Source organism: Arthrobacter sp. K41, assembly GCF_059089645.1.
Window position 1 is genome coordinate 97305 of the sequence record NZ_JBNHEW010000005.1, and the last position, 14425, is coordinate 111729.

The following is a 14425-nucleotide window of genomic DNA, read 5'->3' on the forward strand; positions in this document are numbered from 1 at the left end:
TTTACTCCGGCGAGATGGAGTGAATGAGTTCCACGACCCGGGTCAGGACGGCCGGGTCGGTCTCGGGAGGAACGCCGTGGCCCAGGTTGAGGACATGGCCGGGTGCCGCCGCTCCGGCGGCGATAACAGAGCGGACGTGGGCTTCGAGGATTTCCCAGGGGGCCGGGAGGAGGGCAGGGTCGATGTTGCCCTGGAGCGGGACGGACCCGCCCAGCCGGCGGTTGGCCTCGTCCAGCGGCAGGCGGTAGTCAACGCCCACCACGTCCACGCCGACGTCCCGCATGGCCACGAGCAGCTCGGAGGTGCCGGTCCCGAAGTGGATGAGCGGCGCGCCCAGGTGCCGCACGTGGTCGAGGGCCCGGGTGGATGCCGGCGCCACAAACTTTGAGTAGTCGGCCAGGCCCAGTGAGCCCGCCCAGGAGTCGAACAGCTGCCCGGCGGAGGCGCCGGCTTCCAGCTGGGCCTGCAGGAACAGGCCGGACGCATCGGCGGCCCAGCTGGCGAGGGCCTGCCAAGTCTCCGGGTCCGCGTGCATCATGGTGCGCGGTCCGAGGTGGTCGCGGGACGGCTTGCCCTCCACCATGTAGGCCGCCAAGGTGAAAGGCGCCCCGGCGAAACCTATCAGGGGGGTGCTGCCGAGTTCTGCCACGGTAAGGCGAACCGCTTCCCGGATGGGCTCAAGCGCCTCCCAGGTCAGCTGCGGCAGGGCTGCGACGTCGGCGGCGGTCCGCACGGGCCTGTCCAGGACCGGACCTACTCCGGGGACGATATCCACGCCCACCCCTGCGAGCTTCAGGGGGATAACGATGTCGGAAAAGAAGATGCCGGCGTCCACGTCGTGACGGCGGACCGGCTGGAGCGTGATCTCCGAGGCAAGCTCCGGCCGCAGGCAGGAGTCCAGCATGGCGATGCCTTCCCGGACCTTGAGGTACTCCGGCAGGGAGCGTCCGGCCTGCCGCATGAACCAGACAGGACGGCGGGACGGCTTTCCACCCCGGTAGGCCGTGATCAGCGGCGAGTCTGCGGTGCGGCCATCCACCAGTGGATGGTCTGCAGCAAGGGCGCCGGCAGCGGACGTGGCAGGGGTCGAAGTCATGCCTTTGATTGTGCCCAAAAACGGCAGTAAAAGATAACGACAGGCTGTCATGGCAGAGCGCCCCGCCCGCGTCGTGGCAGGAATCACAGCCCCGGCCGCCCGCTTCGGTGCCGGGCAGTTGTTCTACCGAGGAACGAAAAAGCTATGATTGACCTGCTGTGGTTCTTTTCTCATTGGTGGCTACACACGCCGACATCGATCTTGAGACCGTTGCTCAGTTGAGCAGCGGTGCTTCGGGGATCGCCACATCCGCTCTCTCCGGATCGCCGGCAGTGACGGGTGCAGTGGTCCTTGCCACCTGCAACCGGTACGAAATCTACGGCGAAGCACCCCACCCGGACGATGTTGAGGCCGCCCGGGCCGCCCTCGTCGCACAGATCAGCGAAGTCAGCGGACTGAGCGAGCCGCTCGTCTCCCGCTCCTTCAGCACCCGCACCGGACCCGAAGTAAGCCAGCACCTCTTCGCCGTCAGCGCCGGACTGGATTCAGCGGTGGTTGGAGAGCGTGAAATCGCCGGCCAGGTACGCCGTGCACTGATCACCGCACAGCATGAAGGAACCGCAAGTTCCGGGCTTGTCCGCCTTTTCCAGGCCGCCTCCAAGACCGCCAAGGACGTCGGCGCGCAGACCGCCCTCGGTTCCAGGGGCCTGTCCATCGTTTCCGTGGCGTTGGACCTGGCTACGGATCTGTCCGAGAACCCGGACTGGTCCAACAAGAAGGTAGTGGTCTTCGGCACCGGAGCCTACGCAGGTGCCACAATGGCTCTGCTGCGTGAGCGCGGCTGCACCGACATCTCCGTTTTCTCCTCTTCGGGCCGCGCTGAAGGGTTTGTCGCTACTCGCGGCGGCACTGCGCTCGACGCCGAATCGCTCCATTCCGCCGTTGCCGCAGCCGACGTGATGATCGGCTGCAGCGGTTCCGACACCCGGGTGGAAGCTGACGAACTTGCCCTGGTACGTGTGGATTCGCCGCAGCCGTTGATTGCCATCGACCTCGCCCTGACACACGACTTCGACCCCGGCGTGGGCGAACTGGACGGCGTTGAGCTGCTGACGCTGGAGTCCGTACGCCTCGCCGCACCGCAGGAACAGGCTGAATCACTCACCCAGGCCAGCGGCATTGTCAGCGGCGCCGCCAAGGCCTTTGAACAGGAACGGGAGGCCCGTTCCGTGGATTCCGCGATTGTCGCGCTGCGGCGGCACACCATGGACGTCCTGGACGCCGAGATGGAAAAAGTCCGCGCCCGGCACGGCTGCACCGCCGCGGCCGAGGAAGTGGAGTTCGCACTTCGGCGCATGGTCAAACAGCTTCTTCACGTCCCCACGGTGCGCGCCCGGGAACTTGCCGCCAACGGACAGCAGGACGAGTACGTGGCAGCGCTGGAAGCCCTCTACGGGATCACCGTGGAGCAGCCGGCAGCACGTGCAGCTCCACAGGCCGAGTGCCCGGTGGACCACAGCGGCCTCGAAAGCGCCTGACCACCCACCGCCCAGGCAACCCTCTCTCAGATCCTGCAGACTTTCCGGCAACCCTCTCTCACTATTCACACGGAAGTGAGAGAAGGTTCCGCAAAAAGGTGCAGTAAGTGAGAGAGCGTGGCAGGGGGTGCGGGTCAGTAGACCGGCTTGCTGGGCTCCACCTCGCGCACCCAGGCCAGGATTCCGCCGTCGAGATGGCTGACCCGCTGATAACCCGCCTTTTGGGCCGCCGCCAGCACGTTCGCAGAGCGGGTACCGGCCTTGCACAGGAACACAATGTCCCGGTCCTGCGGAAGCTCCTGCCACGCCTCACCGGCGAGGATCCGTCCCTGCGGGATGAGCACGGCGCCGTCGATGCGCACAATGTCGTACTCGCCGGGCTCCCGCACATCCACCAGCTCGAAGTCCTTCAGGCCCGCGTTCCTGGACGCCAGCATGGTGGCCAGCTGCGTTGCGGTGACCGTGTGTTCCGTGTCCGCCTGCGCTGCCGGGGTGATGCCGCAGAACGCCTCGTAGTCGGTCAGCTCAGTGATGGGCTCTGCTGCCGGGTCCTTGGACACGCGGATCTCCCGCCAGCTGCCGCCCAGGGCGTCGAACAGGGCCACCCTGCCCAGCAATGAACGTCCGACGCCGGTAATCAGCTTCACTGCCTCAGTCACCATCAGCGACCCCACGGCTGCGCAGAGCATCCCGAACACGCCGCCCTCGCCGCAGGACGGAACGGAGCCCGCCGGCGGCGCTTCAGGATAGAGGTCACGGTAGGTGGGCCCGTGCTTTTCCCAAAAGACACTCACCTGCCCGTCAAACCGGAAGATGGAGCCCCACACGTATGGCTTGCCAAGGATGGCGGCGGCGTCATTCACCAGGTAGCGGGTGGCAAAGTTGTCGGCACCGTCCATGATGAGGTCGTAGCCGGCGAACAGCTCCAGGGCGTTGGAGGCATCGAGCCTGACGTTATGCAGCCGGACGTCCACCAGCGGATTGAGGGCGGCGATGGCGTCCCGCGCCGATTCAATCTTCGGCCGGCCCACGTCCGCCACGCCGTGGATGACCTGGCGCTGCAGGTTGCTGAGGTCAACGGCGTCGTCGTCGATGATTCCGATTGTTCCCACCCCGGCGGCCGCCAGGTAGAGCAGCGCGGGTGATCCGAGCCCGCCGGCGCCGATCACCAGTACTTTTGCGTTTTTCAGCCGCCGCTGCCCCAGCGCGCCGATCTCGGGAATGATGAGGTGCCGCGAGTAGCGCTCCACCTCGCCAGGAGTGAGCGCACCCGCCGGTTCAACCAGGGGATCCAGTGAGACAGCCGAAACATTTGCCGTGAATGACGAAGCCATACTTCAATGTATGCCCCGGGATACCGCCGGGTCATATTACCCCGAAGTAGAGTGGGGGTAACTGCAAGGGAAAGAAGGACAACTGTGGTCCACGAAGCACGGGCTGACCGCCCGTCCGCAGCCGAACCCCAAACCGCTTCGCGCCCCGCGGGGCAACGGTCCGCCCGGCTTCCAAGGGACGAACGGCGAGCACAACTTCTTACCGCAGCACAGGAAGTCTTTGTTGCCAACGGTTATCACGGCGCCGCCATGGACGAAATCGCCGAAACCGCCCATGTCAGCAAACCTGTCCTGTACCAGCACTTCCCCTCGAAGCGGGAACTGTACCTTGCCCTGCTCGAGAGCCACCTGGCGTCCCTCACGGAACTGATGCTGGGAGCGCTGAACTCCACCACGGACAACGACGAACGTGTTCAGGCCGTGATGCGCGCCTATTTCCAGTTCATCGCCAACGATGACCAGGCCCACCGGCTGGTTTTCGAATCAGACCTCATTAACGATCCGGACGTCAGCTCGCGGCTGGAAACCTTCAACCGGACGTTTGCCGATGCCATTGCCCACGTCATCGCGGAGGACACAAAGCTCCCCCACCTGGAGGCAGAGCTGCTGGGACGCGGGCTTGCCGGGATGGCGCAGGTCAGTGCCCGGTACTGGCTCGAAACAGACGGGAACCTGGACCTGGATGTGGCCAGTGACCTCATTTACCGTTTAGCTTGGCGCGGAATCTCTCGCTTCCCCAAAGAGTCCTAGACTACAAATAAGACATAAACCGAGAAACGTGAACGGCTGGGAGGCCCCTGTGGAAATTAAGATCGGCGTGCAGAATGTTGGCCGCGAGATTGTGCTGGAATCTGTCCAGGACGCAGACTCCGTAGCCAAAGTTGTGGAGGAAGCCATCACCAGCGGCGGCGAACTGCGGCTCAAGGATGACAAGGGACGCCTGATCATTGTTCCCGGCAAGGCCCTCGCCTACGTCGAGATCGGAGCCGAAGAAGTCCGCCGCGTAGGTTTCGGCCAGTTCTAGTCCCGAGCCCCGGCCCGGGGCCGGCATTCCAAGGAGAGGCATGCTTTCGCTGACCATCGTGGTGCTGGTAACAGCAGCTGCAGGTTTCATCGTCTGGGCCAATGACAAACGGCACACAAAATACGGGGCAGTCCTTCCCGCCGCCGTCAGCGTGGGTGTGGGGGCTGTTACCTGGATCATTTTGATGGCTGCGGGCTTCGGTTACCGGCCGGGAATGACGTGGCTGCCGTGGGTCCTCCCCATTATTTTGGGTACTGCGGCGGCGGTGGCCGTTGTCCTCTATCTGGGACGCACAAGGGCCAGGCAGGACCTGGAACGGCTTACTGCCGCCCTAAAGCTCTAACCGGACCGCAATACTGTGGCCACTGCCCGGGGCAGTGGCCACAGGCGGTTAAGAGCCGGCGGGATGCTTCTTAGGCTCGGCAACCGCCTGCAGCGCGGCTGCAGCTTCACGTACTGCCTCGGCCGCGCGCACGTCGCGGGCCGTGACCTCTCCCCCGGCGTCGTGGGAGGTATACCGGAGGTACACCAGGTTGTACCGCCACTCCAGGTCAGGGTGGTGGTTTTGCTCCTCGGAGAGGCGCCCGACGGCGGCAATCAGCTCAAGCGCTGCAGCCGCCGTCGGCAGTTTGTATGCGGTCACCAGCGCACCCCCGCTGTACTGCCAGTCCGGCAGGACCGCCAAGGCGTCCTCGAGCCGCTCGGGAGAAAGAACGTCCTTGCCGGCCATAGCTGCTCCTTGCCTGGTGGCCGGCGCCCGCAGCACCAGGGGGAGGCCTAGAGGAACTCGGCCCGGCCCTCCATGGCCGAGGACGCCAGTGCATGTTCGCGGCGCGGTATCCTGCCGGCCGCTTGTGCCAGCCTACCGGCGATCACCGCGTGTTTGAAGGCTTCCCCCATCAGGGCAGGATTCTGTGCCCGGGTCACGGCCGTGGCCAGCAGGACGGCGTCGCAGCCCAGTTCCATGGCCAGGGCCGCGTCCGAGGCAGTGCCGATGCCGGCGTCCAGAACCACCGGCACTGAGGCGCGGGCGACGATCAGCTCGATATTGTGCGGGTTAAGGATGCCCAGTCCCGTGCCGATCGGTGCCCCCAGCGGCATCACGGCAGTGGCCCCGAGGTTCTCGAGCCGCAGGGCAAGGACAGGGTCGTCGTTGGTGTACGCAAAAACCTTGAATCCCCTGTTGACGAGCTGCTCCGTGGCGTCCACCAGTTCGACGGCGTCCGGCAGCAGGGTCTGTTCGTCGGCAATGACTTCCAGCTTCACCCAATCTGTTTCCAGCGCCTCACGGGCCAGTTCGGCGGTCAGCACGGCGTCCCGGGCAGTAAAGCAGCCGGCCGTGTTGGGCAATACGCGGATGCCGTGGTTCACGAGCAGCTGGAAAAGTGAGCCCGTTTCCGCGGTGGAGTACCGCCGCATGGCCACGGTGGTCAGGGCGGTTCCGGAGGCCAGGAGGGCCGCCCCCAGGCCGTCAAGACTGGGGGCACCGCCGGTGCCCATGATGAGCCGGGAGGTCAGCGCGACGCCGTCGATCACCAGCGGATCGTCCTGGCCGGTTGAGCTTGAGGTGGTGATGGTTTCGGTCATGGTGTCAGCCTCCCTGCACGGCCGTGACGAGCTCGACTTCGTCGCCGTCCGCGAGCGCGGTGGCGGACCACTGGCTGCGCGGCACTACCTCGGAGTTGTGCGCGACAGCCACGCCAAGCTTCCGGCCGTCGGTGGCCTGGCCGGTGGCAGCGAGGGGGCGTCCGGTGACCTCGCTGACGAGCGCGCTGATGGAGGCGCCCTCGGGTACAAGGTGCCGGGTTCCGTTCAAGGTGATGTTCATGCTGTTTCCTTTTGGCGTAAGCGGTTGGTGGACGGGTAGCCGGAGCGGGAGAAACGGCCAGGGTTGAAGGCCGCCCACCGCGGGTCCGGCCCGCCGTCCAGGAGGTCCCGGCAGACGGCGGCAGCCGCCGGAGCCAGCAGGACTCCGTGGCGGAAGAAGCCGGTGGCAATGATGAGCCCGGCGACATAACGGGCGTCCCGGCCGGCCGGCCCGGACGCCGCGGGTACCCGCCCGAGCAGCGGTGCGTTGTCCGGCGTTCCGGGGCGGGCCCGGGCGGTGGCTTCCAGCAGTTCAAGTTCGGCGACGGCGGGGACCAGCACCAGCGCGTCCCGGAGCAGCTGGTATACGCCGCCGGCGGAAACGGCATCAGCGGCCGAGGGGGCATCCTCGCGCTGGGTTGCCCCGACCACCACTGTGCCGTCCCGGCGCGGGACGATGTAGACCGGGACGCCGTGCACCAGCCCGCGGACGGTGGACGTGACCAGGGGTTGCACATGCTTGGGAACGGCAAGGCGCAGGATGTCCCCGTAGACGGGCCGCAGCGGCAGATGCAGATTGCCGGGCAGTGCTTCCAGCGCTGCCGCGTGCAGCCCGTTCGCCACCACCGTTTCGGCGGCCAACACGGCACCCCCGCCTGCCAGGCGTACCCCGGCGACCCTTCCGTTCTGCCACAGCAGCCCGGCCGCGCGGGCAGGGACTGCATAACCGTCGACGGCGCCGGCTGCTGCGGTGCCGTGCCCTGCGGCGCGGCCCCTGCTCCCGCCTCCGTTACCCGCACGCCCGCCGGCCAGGGCGGCCTGCAGGCAGGCCACCAGCAGCCGCGGATCCACCTGGTGGTCCGCCGGGGTGTCCAGTGCACAGGAAATCCCGGGACTGAGCAGCGGCTCCCGCTGCCGCGCTGCCCGGACGGTGAGCGGTTCAACGGAGAGGCCGTTCGCCTGCTGGACTGTGCGCAGGTCCATCAGGGCGCGGCGGTCCCCGGCGTCGGCTCCCACGGCGAGGGTCGGCGTCGTAATGTATCCCGGATCTGTCCCTGAAGCTGCAGCGAGGCCGGCGGCGAAAGCCGGCCAGCGTACGGAGGCCTCCAGCATGAATTCCAGGAGGTCCTCCTCCTGGTAGTGCAGCTCGCTCACCGGAGCCAGCATTCCTGCGGCAGCCCAGCTCGCCCCCGACCCCGGCGCGTCGTCGATGACCACCACTGCGCGGCCGGAGCGCTGCGCCTCCCACGCGATGCTGTGGCCGATGACTCCGCCGCCGATGACGGCGACGTCGGCGTGGACGATGTTGTCCGCCCGCCCGGACGGCGCGTCCGGGCGGGCGCCTGAAGGTGCGCCCATGTGTCTCCTTCCCTACGCCGGCATTAACCGGATCAGGTCAAGCGGTCGGCTCTGACGCCCTCTCAGCCCGGCGCTTTGTGACAGCTGCCGCGGGCTCCCGCAGTACGAGGCCAGTGTAGAGGAACTAGGCTTTCCTCCATGAATGTGTCCCACACCCCTGCCGCCGGCACTGACGTCCTTGGCAGCGCGAAGATCAGCAACGGCCTTCACGCTGCCCGCCTTTATCTCTGCACCGATGCGCGCACGGACCGCGGGGATTTCGGGGATTTCGTTGATGCCGCTTTTTCCGGTGGCGTGGACATCATCCAGCTCAGGGACAAGAACATCGAGGCATCCGAGGAGCTCGAACTGCTGGCCGTCCTCAAGGAAGCGGCAGAGCGGCACGGCCGGCTTTGGGCCGTCAATGACAGGGCGGATATCGCCGTATTGTCCGGTGCCCCGGTGTTCCATATCGGCCAAAAGGACCTGCCCCTCGAGGCTGCGCGGACCCTGCTCAACGGCAATGCCGCCATTGGCCTCTCCAGCCACAGCCCGGCGCAGGTGGACGCCGCCCTGGCTGCAGCCTCGGCTCCGGCGGGCTTGGATTACTTCTGTGTAGGCCCGGTTTGGGCCACCCCCACCAAACCGGGACGGGCCGCGGTAGGGCTCGACCTGGTGAAGTACGCCGCAGAAGCTGCGCGGACGGCCGGCCTGGAAGGGCAGTCCGACGACGGCCTCCCCTGGTTCGCGATTGGGGGCATTGACCATGGCAACGTGGAGCAGGTGGTGGCTGCAGGCGCGCGCAGGATCGTGGTGGTCCGCGCCATTACGGAAGCTTCCGATCCGGCAGCGGCCGCCGCTGCGCTGCTCGCGGCGCTGGACGCCCGGAAGCCCTGACTTCGGGCGCCAGAGCGGCGGCGTCCGCGGCGGGATCAGCCAAGTGCGGCGATCCGGGCACGGCGCCTGCATTATGGCCGGAATTCGGACTAGGCTGATTTTCGTGTCACACCATCGGCTGGCTCCCAACGTCCACGAGCACAACAACGCGCTCGAGGCGGCCCTGAGCGCCCTGCGGACCGAGCTGGAGTTGCCGGGCGCCTACCCGGAGGACGCGGTGGCTGACGCAAAGGCGGCCGTCGAGTCCCTGCAGCTCCCCAGCCATGACCTCACCGGCATCGAATTCATCACCATCGATCCGGCGTCGTCGACGGACCTGGACCAGGCCCTGTTCATCGAGCCGGACGGCGACGGCTACCACGTGCTGTATGCCATTGCGGATGTGCCCGCCTTCGTGGCCCCCGGCGGGCCCCTGGACGCGGAAACGCGCCGGCGCGGCCAGACGTTCTATGCCCCCGACGGGCGGATCCCCTTGCATCCGGAGGTCATCAGCGAACAGGCCGGAAGCCTCCTCCCCGGCCAGGACTGCTCCGCGTTCGTCTGGGACTTCCGCCTGGACAGCGCCGCCGGGGTGCAGTCCGTAGCGGTAAAGCGGGCCCGGATGCGCAGCCGCGCGAAGCTCAGCTACAAGGGCGTGCAGGCCGAGCTCGACGCCGGCACCGCGGCCCCGGTGCTGCTGCTCCTTAGGGAGGTGGGGCTCAAGCGCGTGGAGCTGGAGCGGGCCCGCGGCGGCGCCAGCCTGAACATGCCGGAACAGGAGATCGTCCAGCTTCCCGACGGCGGCTACCGGATTGCCGCCGCTCCCCAGCTTCCGGTGGAGGACTGGAACGCACAGATATCCCTCATGACCGGAATGGCTGCGGCCCAGCTCATGCTGGCGGGGAAGGTGGGCATCCTGCGCACCATGCCATCCCCGGACGAGCGCTCCCTGAATCACTTCCGGCTGCAGACCGAGGCCTTGGGCAAGCCTTGGGACGGTGAAGTCAGCTACGGCGAATACCTGCGGAGCCTGGACCCGACGGAACCCCGCCAGCTGGCCATCATGCACTCCGCCGGCATGCTGTTCCGGGGCGCCGCCTACACGGCCTTTGACGGGTCCGTCCCGGAGGACGCGGTGCAATCGGCCATCGGCGCCGCCTATGCGCACACCACCGCCCCGCTGCGCCGGCTGGTGGACCGCTTTGTGCTGGTGATTTGCGAGGCTTTGAGCAGCGGCGGCGAAGTGCCGGGATGGGCGAGGGAGGCCCTTCCGTCCCTGCCCGAGATCATGGCCGGCTCCGACCAGCTGGCATCCCGGATGGAGCGCACGGCCCTGGATACCGTGGAGGCGGCCCTGCTGGTCAACCACGTGGGGCAGGAGTTTGATGCCATTGTCATCTCCGGGTCCAAACCGCAAAAAGAGAACGGCAGGAACGGCAACGGCAACGGGAAGAACGGCAATGGCAACGGCGGTTCGGGGATCGTCCAGATCGCAGATCCGGCGGTGACTGCCCGCTGCGCCGGCGAACTGGAGTCCGGCACCAAGGTCCGGGTCCGCCTGGTCTCCTCCGATATCGCCACGCGGGAAGTCCATTTCGAGCTCGTCGAGTAGCGGCGGCACGGCCCGCAACTACGGCCCCTGGCGGCCAAAGCCGGGAATCGGGCTGTTGCGGCTAGACTGAAGAAGTAGAAATGGATGCCCGGTCGTTGATTTCCTTGATTTGAAACCAACAAGCCCGCCCCTACGCGATCTTGAGATACACCCGTTGGTCACCAGTGCCAGCAATTAGATAGCCCGCGATCGGCTTCCACTGGAATTGCGTGTGCGCCCGAGCGTGCTCCGGAACAGCCTTGCGGCCGGCCCGTTGAGCAGGCAGCGCCATTGCCCAAATGAATAAGGAAACTCCCCAGTGAGTGAATTGCATACCCACCAGCTTCTGACCGACGAGACCGGCACCGAAGTTATCGAGCCCGAAGAAACCATCATCTCGGACGAGTTGCCCCACGAGATCGAGGAAAAGTCCTTCGCGGACTACAACGTCCGCGCTGACATCGTTGAATCTCTGGCCGACGCGGGAATCACCCACCCGTTCCCCATCCAGGCCATGACCCTGCCGGTTGCCCTGTCCGGCCACGACATCATCGGCCAAGCCAAGACCGGTACCGGCAAGACTCTGGGTTTCGGCATCCCCGCCCTTCAGCGCGTGGTGGGCCAGGACGACCCGGGCTATGAGAAGCTGGCCGTTCCCGGCGCGCCCCAGGCCCTGGTGATCGTGCCTACCCGTGAACTTGCCGTGCAGGTGGCCAACGACCTGCAGACAGCGTCTCGGAAACGCAACGCCCGCATCGCCACCATCTATGGCGGCCGTGCCTACGAGCCCCAGGTGGAGGCCTTGACGAAGGGCGTGGAGATCGTGGTGGGCACGCCCGGCCGCCTCATCGACCTCTACAAGCAGAAGCACCTGAGCCTGAAGAACGTCAAGATCGTCATCCTGGACGAAGCTGACGAGATGCTCGACCTCGGCTTCCTGCCCGACGTCGAAACGCTCATTGCCGGGACCCCCGCTGTCCGCCAGACCCTGCTCTTCTCCGCCACCATGCCCGGCCCGGTCATCGCCATGGCCCGCCGCTACATGACCCAGCCCACCCACATCCGCGCCGCAGATCCGGACGACGAGGGCCTGACCAAGCGCGATATCCGGCAGCTGATCTACCGTGCCCACAGCATGGACAAGACCGAAGTGGTGGCCCGCATCCTGCAGGCCCGCGGCCGCGGCCGCACCATTATCTTCACGAAGACCAAACGGACCGCGGCCAAGGTGGCGGAGGAACTCGTGGACCGCGGCTTTGCCGCCGCTGCCATCCACGGCGACCTGGGCCAGGGCGCCCGCGAACAGGCACTGCGTGCCTTCCGCAACAACAAGGTGGACGTCCTGGTGGCCACCGACGTCGCCGCCCGCGGCATCGACGTGGACGACGTCACCCACGTGATCAACTACCAGTGCGTGGAAGACGAAAAAATCTACCTGCACCGCGTCGGCCGCACCGGCCGCGCGGGCAACAAGGGCACCGCCGTGACCTTCGTCGACTGGGACGACATGCCGCGCTGGGGCCTCATCAACAAGGCCCTGGGCCTCAGCGTGCCCGAGCCCGTCGAAACCTACTCCTCCTCCCCGCACCTCTACGAAGACCTGGACATCCCCGAGGGCACCAAGGGCCGCCTGCCCCGTGACAAGCGCACCCTTGCCGGGGTGGATGCAGAGGTCCTCGAGGACCTGGGCGAAACCGGCAAGAAGAACAACAGCCGCGGCACCCGTGACGGCGGCCCGTCCCGTGAGCGCGACGGGCGGGACCGCACCAGCCGCGGCCGTGACAGCAGGGGCGGAACCCGCGACGGCGGACGCACCGGCGGTGACTCCCCAGCCCGCACGGGCGAGCGCCGCCGTCGTACCTCCGATGCAGCTGCAGCCCCCGCTGCCGCCGGCGACGTACCCGCCGCTGCCCCCGCTGCAACCGAGGGCGAGCAGCCCTCGCGTGCCCGCCGTTCCCGGACACGTACCCGCCGGCGCAACGGCGAGGTAGTGGCCGGCAGCGACACCGCGGCACAGCATGGCAGCACCGAGGCCTAATCCCCTTCATGACTGACACTGTCTGGGCGCCGGACGGCAGCAGCCTGGTGGTACACGCGGACAACGCGGAGTTCCTCCCCTCGCTGCCGGACGGCGCCTTCACACTGATATACGTGGATCCGCCGTTCAACACCGGCCGCCCACAGCAGCGCCAGCAGACCACCATGGTGGCCAACGCAGGCGGCACCGGCGACCGGGTGGGTTTCAAGGGGCGCTCCTACGACACCGTCAAAGGGGCGTTGCACCGCTACGACGACGCGTTCAGCGATTATTGGTCGTTCCTGGAACCGCGGCTCGTCGAGGCCTGGCGCCTGCTGGCTGAGGACGGCACCCTGTACCTGCACCTCGACTACCGCGAAGTGCACTACGCCAAGGTGATGCTGGACGCCATCTTCGGCCGGGAATGCTTTCTTAACGAGATCATCTGGGCCTACGACTACGGCGCCCGTGCCAAGAACCGCTGGCCCACAAAGCACGACAACATTCTTGTGTACGTGAAAAACCCGGCCAAGTACCACTTCGACAGTGCCGAGGTGGACCGGGAACCCTACATGGCTCCCGGGCTTGTCACCCCCGCCAAGCGGGAACTGGGAAAGCTGCCCACGGACGTCTGGTGGCACACCATCGTCTCGCCCACCGGCAAGGAAAAAACCGGCTACCCCACCCAGAAGCCGGAAGGCCTGGTCCGCCGCGTGGTGGCGGCCTCAAGCCGGCCCGGTGACTGGTGCCTGGACTTCTTTGCGGGCTCCGGCACGCTGGGAGCCGTCGCCGCAAAGCTCGGCCGGAAGTTTGTGTGCGTGGACCAGAACCAGCCCGCGATCGACATCATGGCCAAGCGCCTGGGTGCGCACGCCGAGTTCAGCTCGTTCCCACCCAACTAGCTCGCATTAGATGTCGTTTTGACCGCTCAAAACGACATCTAATGCCAGTCAGATGGGTGGGCGGGAGCGGTCAGGGGCGGACGACGGCGGTCCCGGTCCCCATGTCCTCGATGCGGGCCAGGACCTCGGGCGCCGTCAGGTTTTCGCCGAGCAGGTTGGGTTTGCCGGTCCCGTGGTAGTCGGACGATCCGGTGATCAGCAGGTCATGCCGGGCGGCGAGCCTGCGGAGGAACCCGCGGCCGTCCTCGGAGTTGTCCCGGTGGTCGATCTCCAGGCCGGCGAGCCCGGCGTCAATCATCTCCTGATACACCTGCTCCCCCACGATGCGGCCGCGCGAGGAGGCCACCGGATGGGCGAACACGGGTACGCCGCCTGCTGCCCGGACCAGTTCGACGGCGGTGGCCGGGTCCGGCGCGTAGTGCTGGATGAAGTAGCGGGACCGGGAGGTGAGGATGGAGGCGAAGGCCTCGGAGCGGTCCTCCACCACACCTGCAGCCACGAGCGCGTCCGCGATGTGCGGGCGGCCCAGGGTGGCGCCCGGCGCCACATGGTGGATGACGTCGTCCCAGGTAAGCGGGTAATCCTCAGCGAGCAGCGTGACCATCCGCTCGGCGCGGGTCTGCCGGGCATCCTTGGCCTTGGTGATTTCCTCCAGCAGCCCCAGATGTGCAGGATCATGCAGGTAACTCAACAGGTGGACGCTGATGCCCTGCTCGGTTCGGCACGAAACTTCCATCCCGGGCACCAGGGCCACGCCGTGCTCCGCTGCCGCAGCGGACGCCTCCACCCAGCCGGCGGTGGAATCGTGGTCGGTCAGGGCCACCACGTCCAACCCGGCGCGGGCTGCCGAGGCCATCACGTCGGCGGGCTTTTCCGTGCCGTCGGAAACATTGGAGTGGGCATGCAGGTCAATCCTCACCATCCCAGCCTAGTAGACCCCGGCTCCCCCGTTCATTCCGGTAT

15 protein-coding genes and 1 riboswitch are annotated in these 14425 nt (G+C 66.9%); of the genes, 8 read left to right on the top strand and 7 right to left on the bottom strand.

From position 1 onward, the window contains the following. Nucleotide 1: 1 nt before the first annotated feature. On the bottom strand, nt 2–1096 hold the full coding sequence (gene hemE / locus AC5RTE_RS13000) for a uroporphyrinogen decarboxylase (RefSeq protein WP_494041818.1): 1095 nt from the start codon (nt 1094–1096) through the stop codon (nt 2–4). 158 nt (nt 1097–1254) lie between these two features. Between hemE and AC5RTE_RS13005 the strand changes: the two genes are divergently transcribed. Then, a complete protein-coding gene (locus AC5RTE_RS13005) occupies nt 1255–2574 on the top strand; it encodes a glutamyl-tRNA reductase (protein WP_494041819.1) in 1320 nt (439 codons plus the stop codon). A 134-nt stretch (nt 2575–2708) separates the two neighbouring features. Here AC5RTE_RS13005 and moeB read toward each other — a convergent pair whose 3' ends face one another. Further along, nucleotides 2709–3908, bottom strand: a complete 1200-nt coding sequence (gene moeB, locus AC5RTE_RS13010) for a molybdopterin-synthase adenylyltransferase MoeB (RefSeq protein WP_494041820.1) — start codon at nt 3906–3908, stop codon at nt 2709–2711. An 84-nt stretch (nt 3909–3992) separates the two neighbouring features. On the opposite strand from moeB, the gene AC5RTE_RS13015 reads away from it, so the two are divergent. The 3 genes from AC5RTE_RS13015 to AC5RTE_RS13025 are packed head-to-tail and all read left to right on the top strand — an operon-like array spanning nt 3993 to nt 5275. Next, nucleotides 3993–4658 carry a TetR/AcrR family transcriptional regulator gene (locus AC5RTE_RS13015; RefSeq protein WP_494041821.1) on the top strand — a complete coding sequence of 222 codons (666 nt, stop codon included), beginning with the start codon at nt 3993–3995 and terminating at the stop codon, nt 4656–4658. Nucleotides 4659–4707: 49 nt separating this feature from the next. Further along, on the top strand, nt 4708–4932 hold the full coding sequence (locus tag AC5RTE_RS13020) for a DUF3107 domain-containing protein (RefSeq protein WP_494041822.1): 225 nt from the start codon (nt 4708–4710) through the stop codon (nt 4930–4932). A 40-nt stretch (nt 4933–4972) separates the two neighbouring features. After that, on the top strand, nt 4973–5275 hold the full coding sequence (locus AC5RTE_RS13025; RefSeq protein ID WP_494041823.1) for a hypothetical protein: 303 nt from the start codon (nt 4973–4975) through the stop codon (nt 5273–5275). Between the two features lie 48 nt (nt 5276–5323). Here the strand turns inward: AC5RTE_RS13025 and AC5RTE_RS13030 are convergent, their stop codons facing one another. The 4 genes from AC5RTE_RS13030 to AC5RTE_RS13045 form a co-directional block, all read right to left on the bottom strand. After that, nucleotides 5324–5662, bottom strand: a complete 339-nt coding sequence (locus tag AC5RTE_RS13030; protein WP_494041824.1) for a 4a-hydroxytetrahydrobiopterin dehydratase — start codon at nt 5660–5662, stop codon at nt 5324–5326. 47 nt (nt 5663–5709) lie between these two features. Continuing rightward, the gene (locus AC5RTE_RS13035; protein WP_494041825.1) at nt 5710–6519 is read right to left on the bottom strand and encodes a thiazole synthase; all 810 of its coding nucleotides are present in this window, start codon (nt 6517–6519) and stop codon (nt 5710–5712) included. A 4-nt stretch (nt 6520–6523) separates the two neighbouring features. Further along, nucleotides 6524–6760, bottom strand: a complete 237-nt coding sequence (gene thiS, locus AC5RTE_RS13040; protein ID WP_494041826.1) for a sulfur carrier protein ThiS — start codon at nt 6758–6760, stop codon at nt 6524–6526. Then, the gene (locus AC5RTE_RS13045) at nt 6757–8097 is read right to left on the bottom strand and encodes an FAD-dependent oxidoreductase (protein WP_494041827.1); all 1341 of its coding nucleotides are present in this window, start codon (nt 8095–8097) and stop codon (nt 6757–6759) included. The genes thiS and AC5RTE_RS13045 overlap by 4 nt, the downstream gene beginning before the upstream one ends. After that, a riboswitch (TPP riboswitch) is annotated at nt 8090–8208 on the bottom strand. Its footprint overlaps the gene before it by 8 nt. Before the next feature lie 27 nt (nt 8209–8235). Between AC5RTE_RS13045 and thiE the strand changes: the two genes are divergently transcribed. The 4 genes from thiE to AC5RTE_RS13065 all read left to right on the top strand — a co-directional run bounded on the left by thiE (nt 8236) and on the right by AC5RTE_RS13065 (nt 13462). After that, nucleotides 8236–8973, top strand: coding sequence for a thiamine phosphate synthase (thiE, locus tag AC5RTE_RS13050; protein WP_494041828.1), 738 nt, complete (start codon nt 8236–8238; stop codon nt 8971–8973). Nucleotides 8974–9076: 103 nt separating this feature from the next. Further along, complete coding sequence (locus AC5RTE_RS13055; RefSeq protein WP_494041829.1) at nt 9077–10564, top strand: RNB domain-containing ribonuclease; 1488 nt, start codon at nt 9077–9079, stop codon at nt 10562–10564. Nucleotides 10565–10862: 298 nt separating this feature from the next. Then, nucleotides 10863–12581 (top strand): DEAD/DEAH box helicase, encoded by a 1719-nt coding sequence (locus tag AC5RTE_RS13060; protein ID WP_494041830.1) that lies wholly within the window; start codon nt 10863–10865, stop codon nt 12579–12581. Between the two features lie 8 nt (nt 12582–12589). Then, a complete protein-coding gene (locus AC5RTE_RS13065) occupies nt 12590–13462 on the top strand; it encodes a DNA-methyltransferase (RefSeq protein ID WP_494041831.1) in 873 nt (290 codons plus the stop codon). A 70-nt stretch (nt 13463–13532) separates the two neighbouring features. Here AC5RTE_RS13065 and AC5RTE_RS13070 read toward each other — a convergent pair whose 3' ends face one another. Then, the gene (locus AC5RTE_RS13070) at nt 13533–14381 is read right to left on the bottom strand and encodes a PHP domain-containing protein (RefSeq protein ID WP_494041832.1); all 849 of its coding nucleotides are present in this window, start codon (nt 14379–14381) and stop codon (nt 13533–13535) included. Nucleotides 14382–14425: the final 44 nt, after the last annotated feature.

Bases quoted from the DNA above. Each gene is read 5' to 3' on its own strand.
- hemE (WP_494041818.1), bottom strand. From the start codon at position 1,096: ATGACTTCGACCCCTGCCACGTCCGCTGCCGGCGCCCTTGCTGCAGAC.
- thiS (WP_494041826.1), bottom strand. From the start codon at position 6,760: ATGAACATCACCTTGAACGGAACCCGGCACCTTGTACCCGAGGGCGCC.
- AC5RTE_RS13065 (WP_494041831.1), top strand. From the start codon at position 12,590: ATGACTGACACTGTCTGGGCGCCGGACGGCAGCAGCCTGGTGGTACAC.
- moeB (WP_494041820.1), bottom strand. From the start codon at position 3,908: ATGGCTTCGTCATTCACGGCAAATGTTTCGGCTGTCTCACTGGATCCC.
- AC5RTE_RS13035 (WP_494041825.1), bottom strand. From the start codon at position 6,519: ATGACCGAAACCATCACCACCTCAAGCTCAACCGGCCAGGACGATCCG.
- AC5RTE_RS13025 (WP_494041823.1), top strand. From the start codon at position 4,973: ATGCTTTCGCTGACCATCGTGGTGCTGGTAACAGCAGCTGCAGGTTTC.
- AC5RTE_RS13045 (WP_494041827.1), bottom strand. From the start codon at position 8,097: ATGGGCGCACCTTCAGGCGCCCGCCCGGACGCGCCGTCCGGGCGGGCG.
- thiE (WP_494041828.1), top strand. From the start codon at position 8,236: ATGAATGTGTCCCACACCCCTGCCGCCGGCACTGACGTCCTTGGCAGC.
- AC5RTE_RS13030 (WP_494041824.1), bottom strand. From the start codon at position 5,662: ATGGCCGGCAAGGACGTTCTTTCTCCCGAGCGGCTCGAGGACGCCTTG.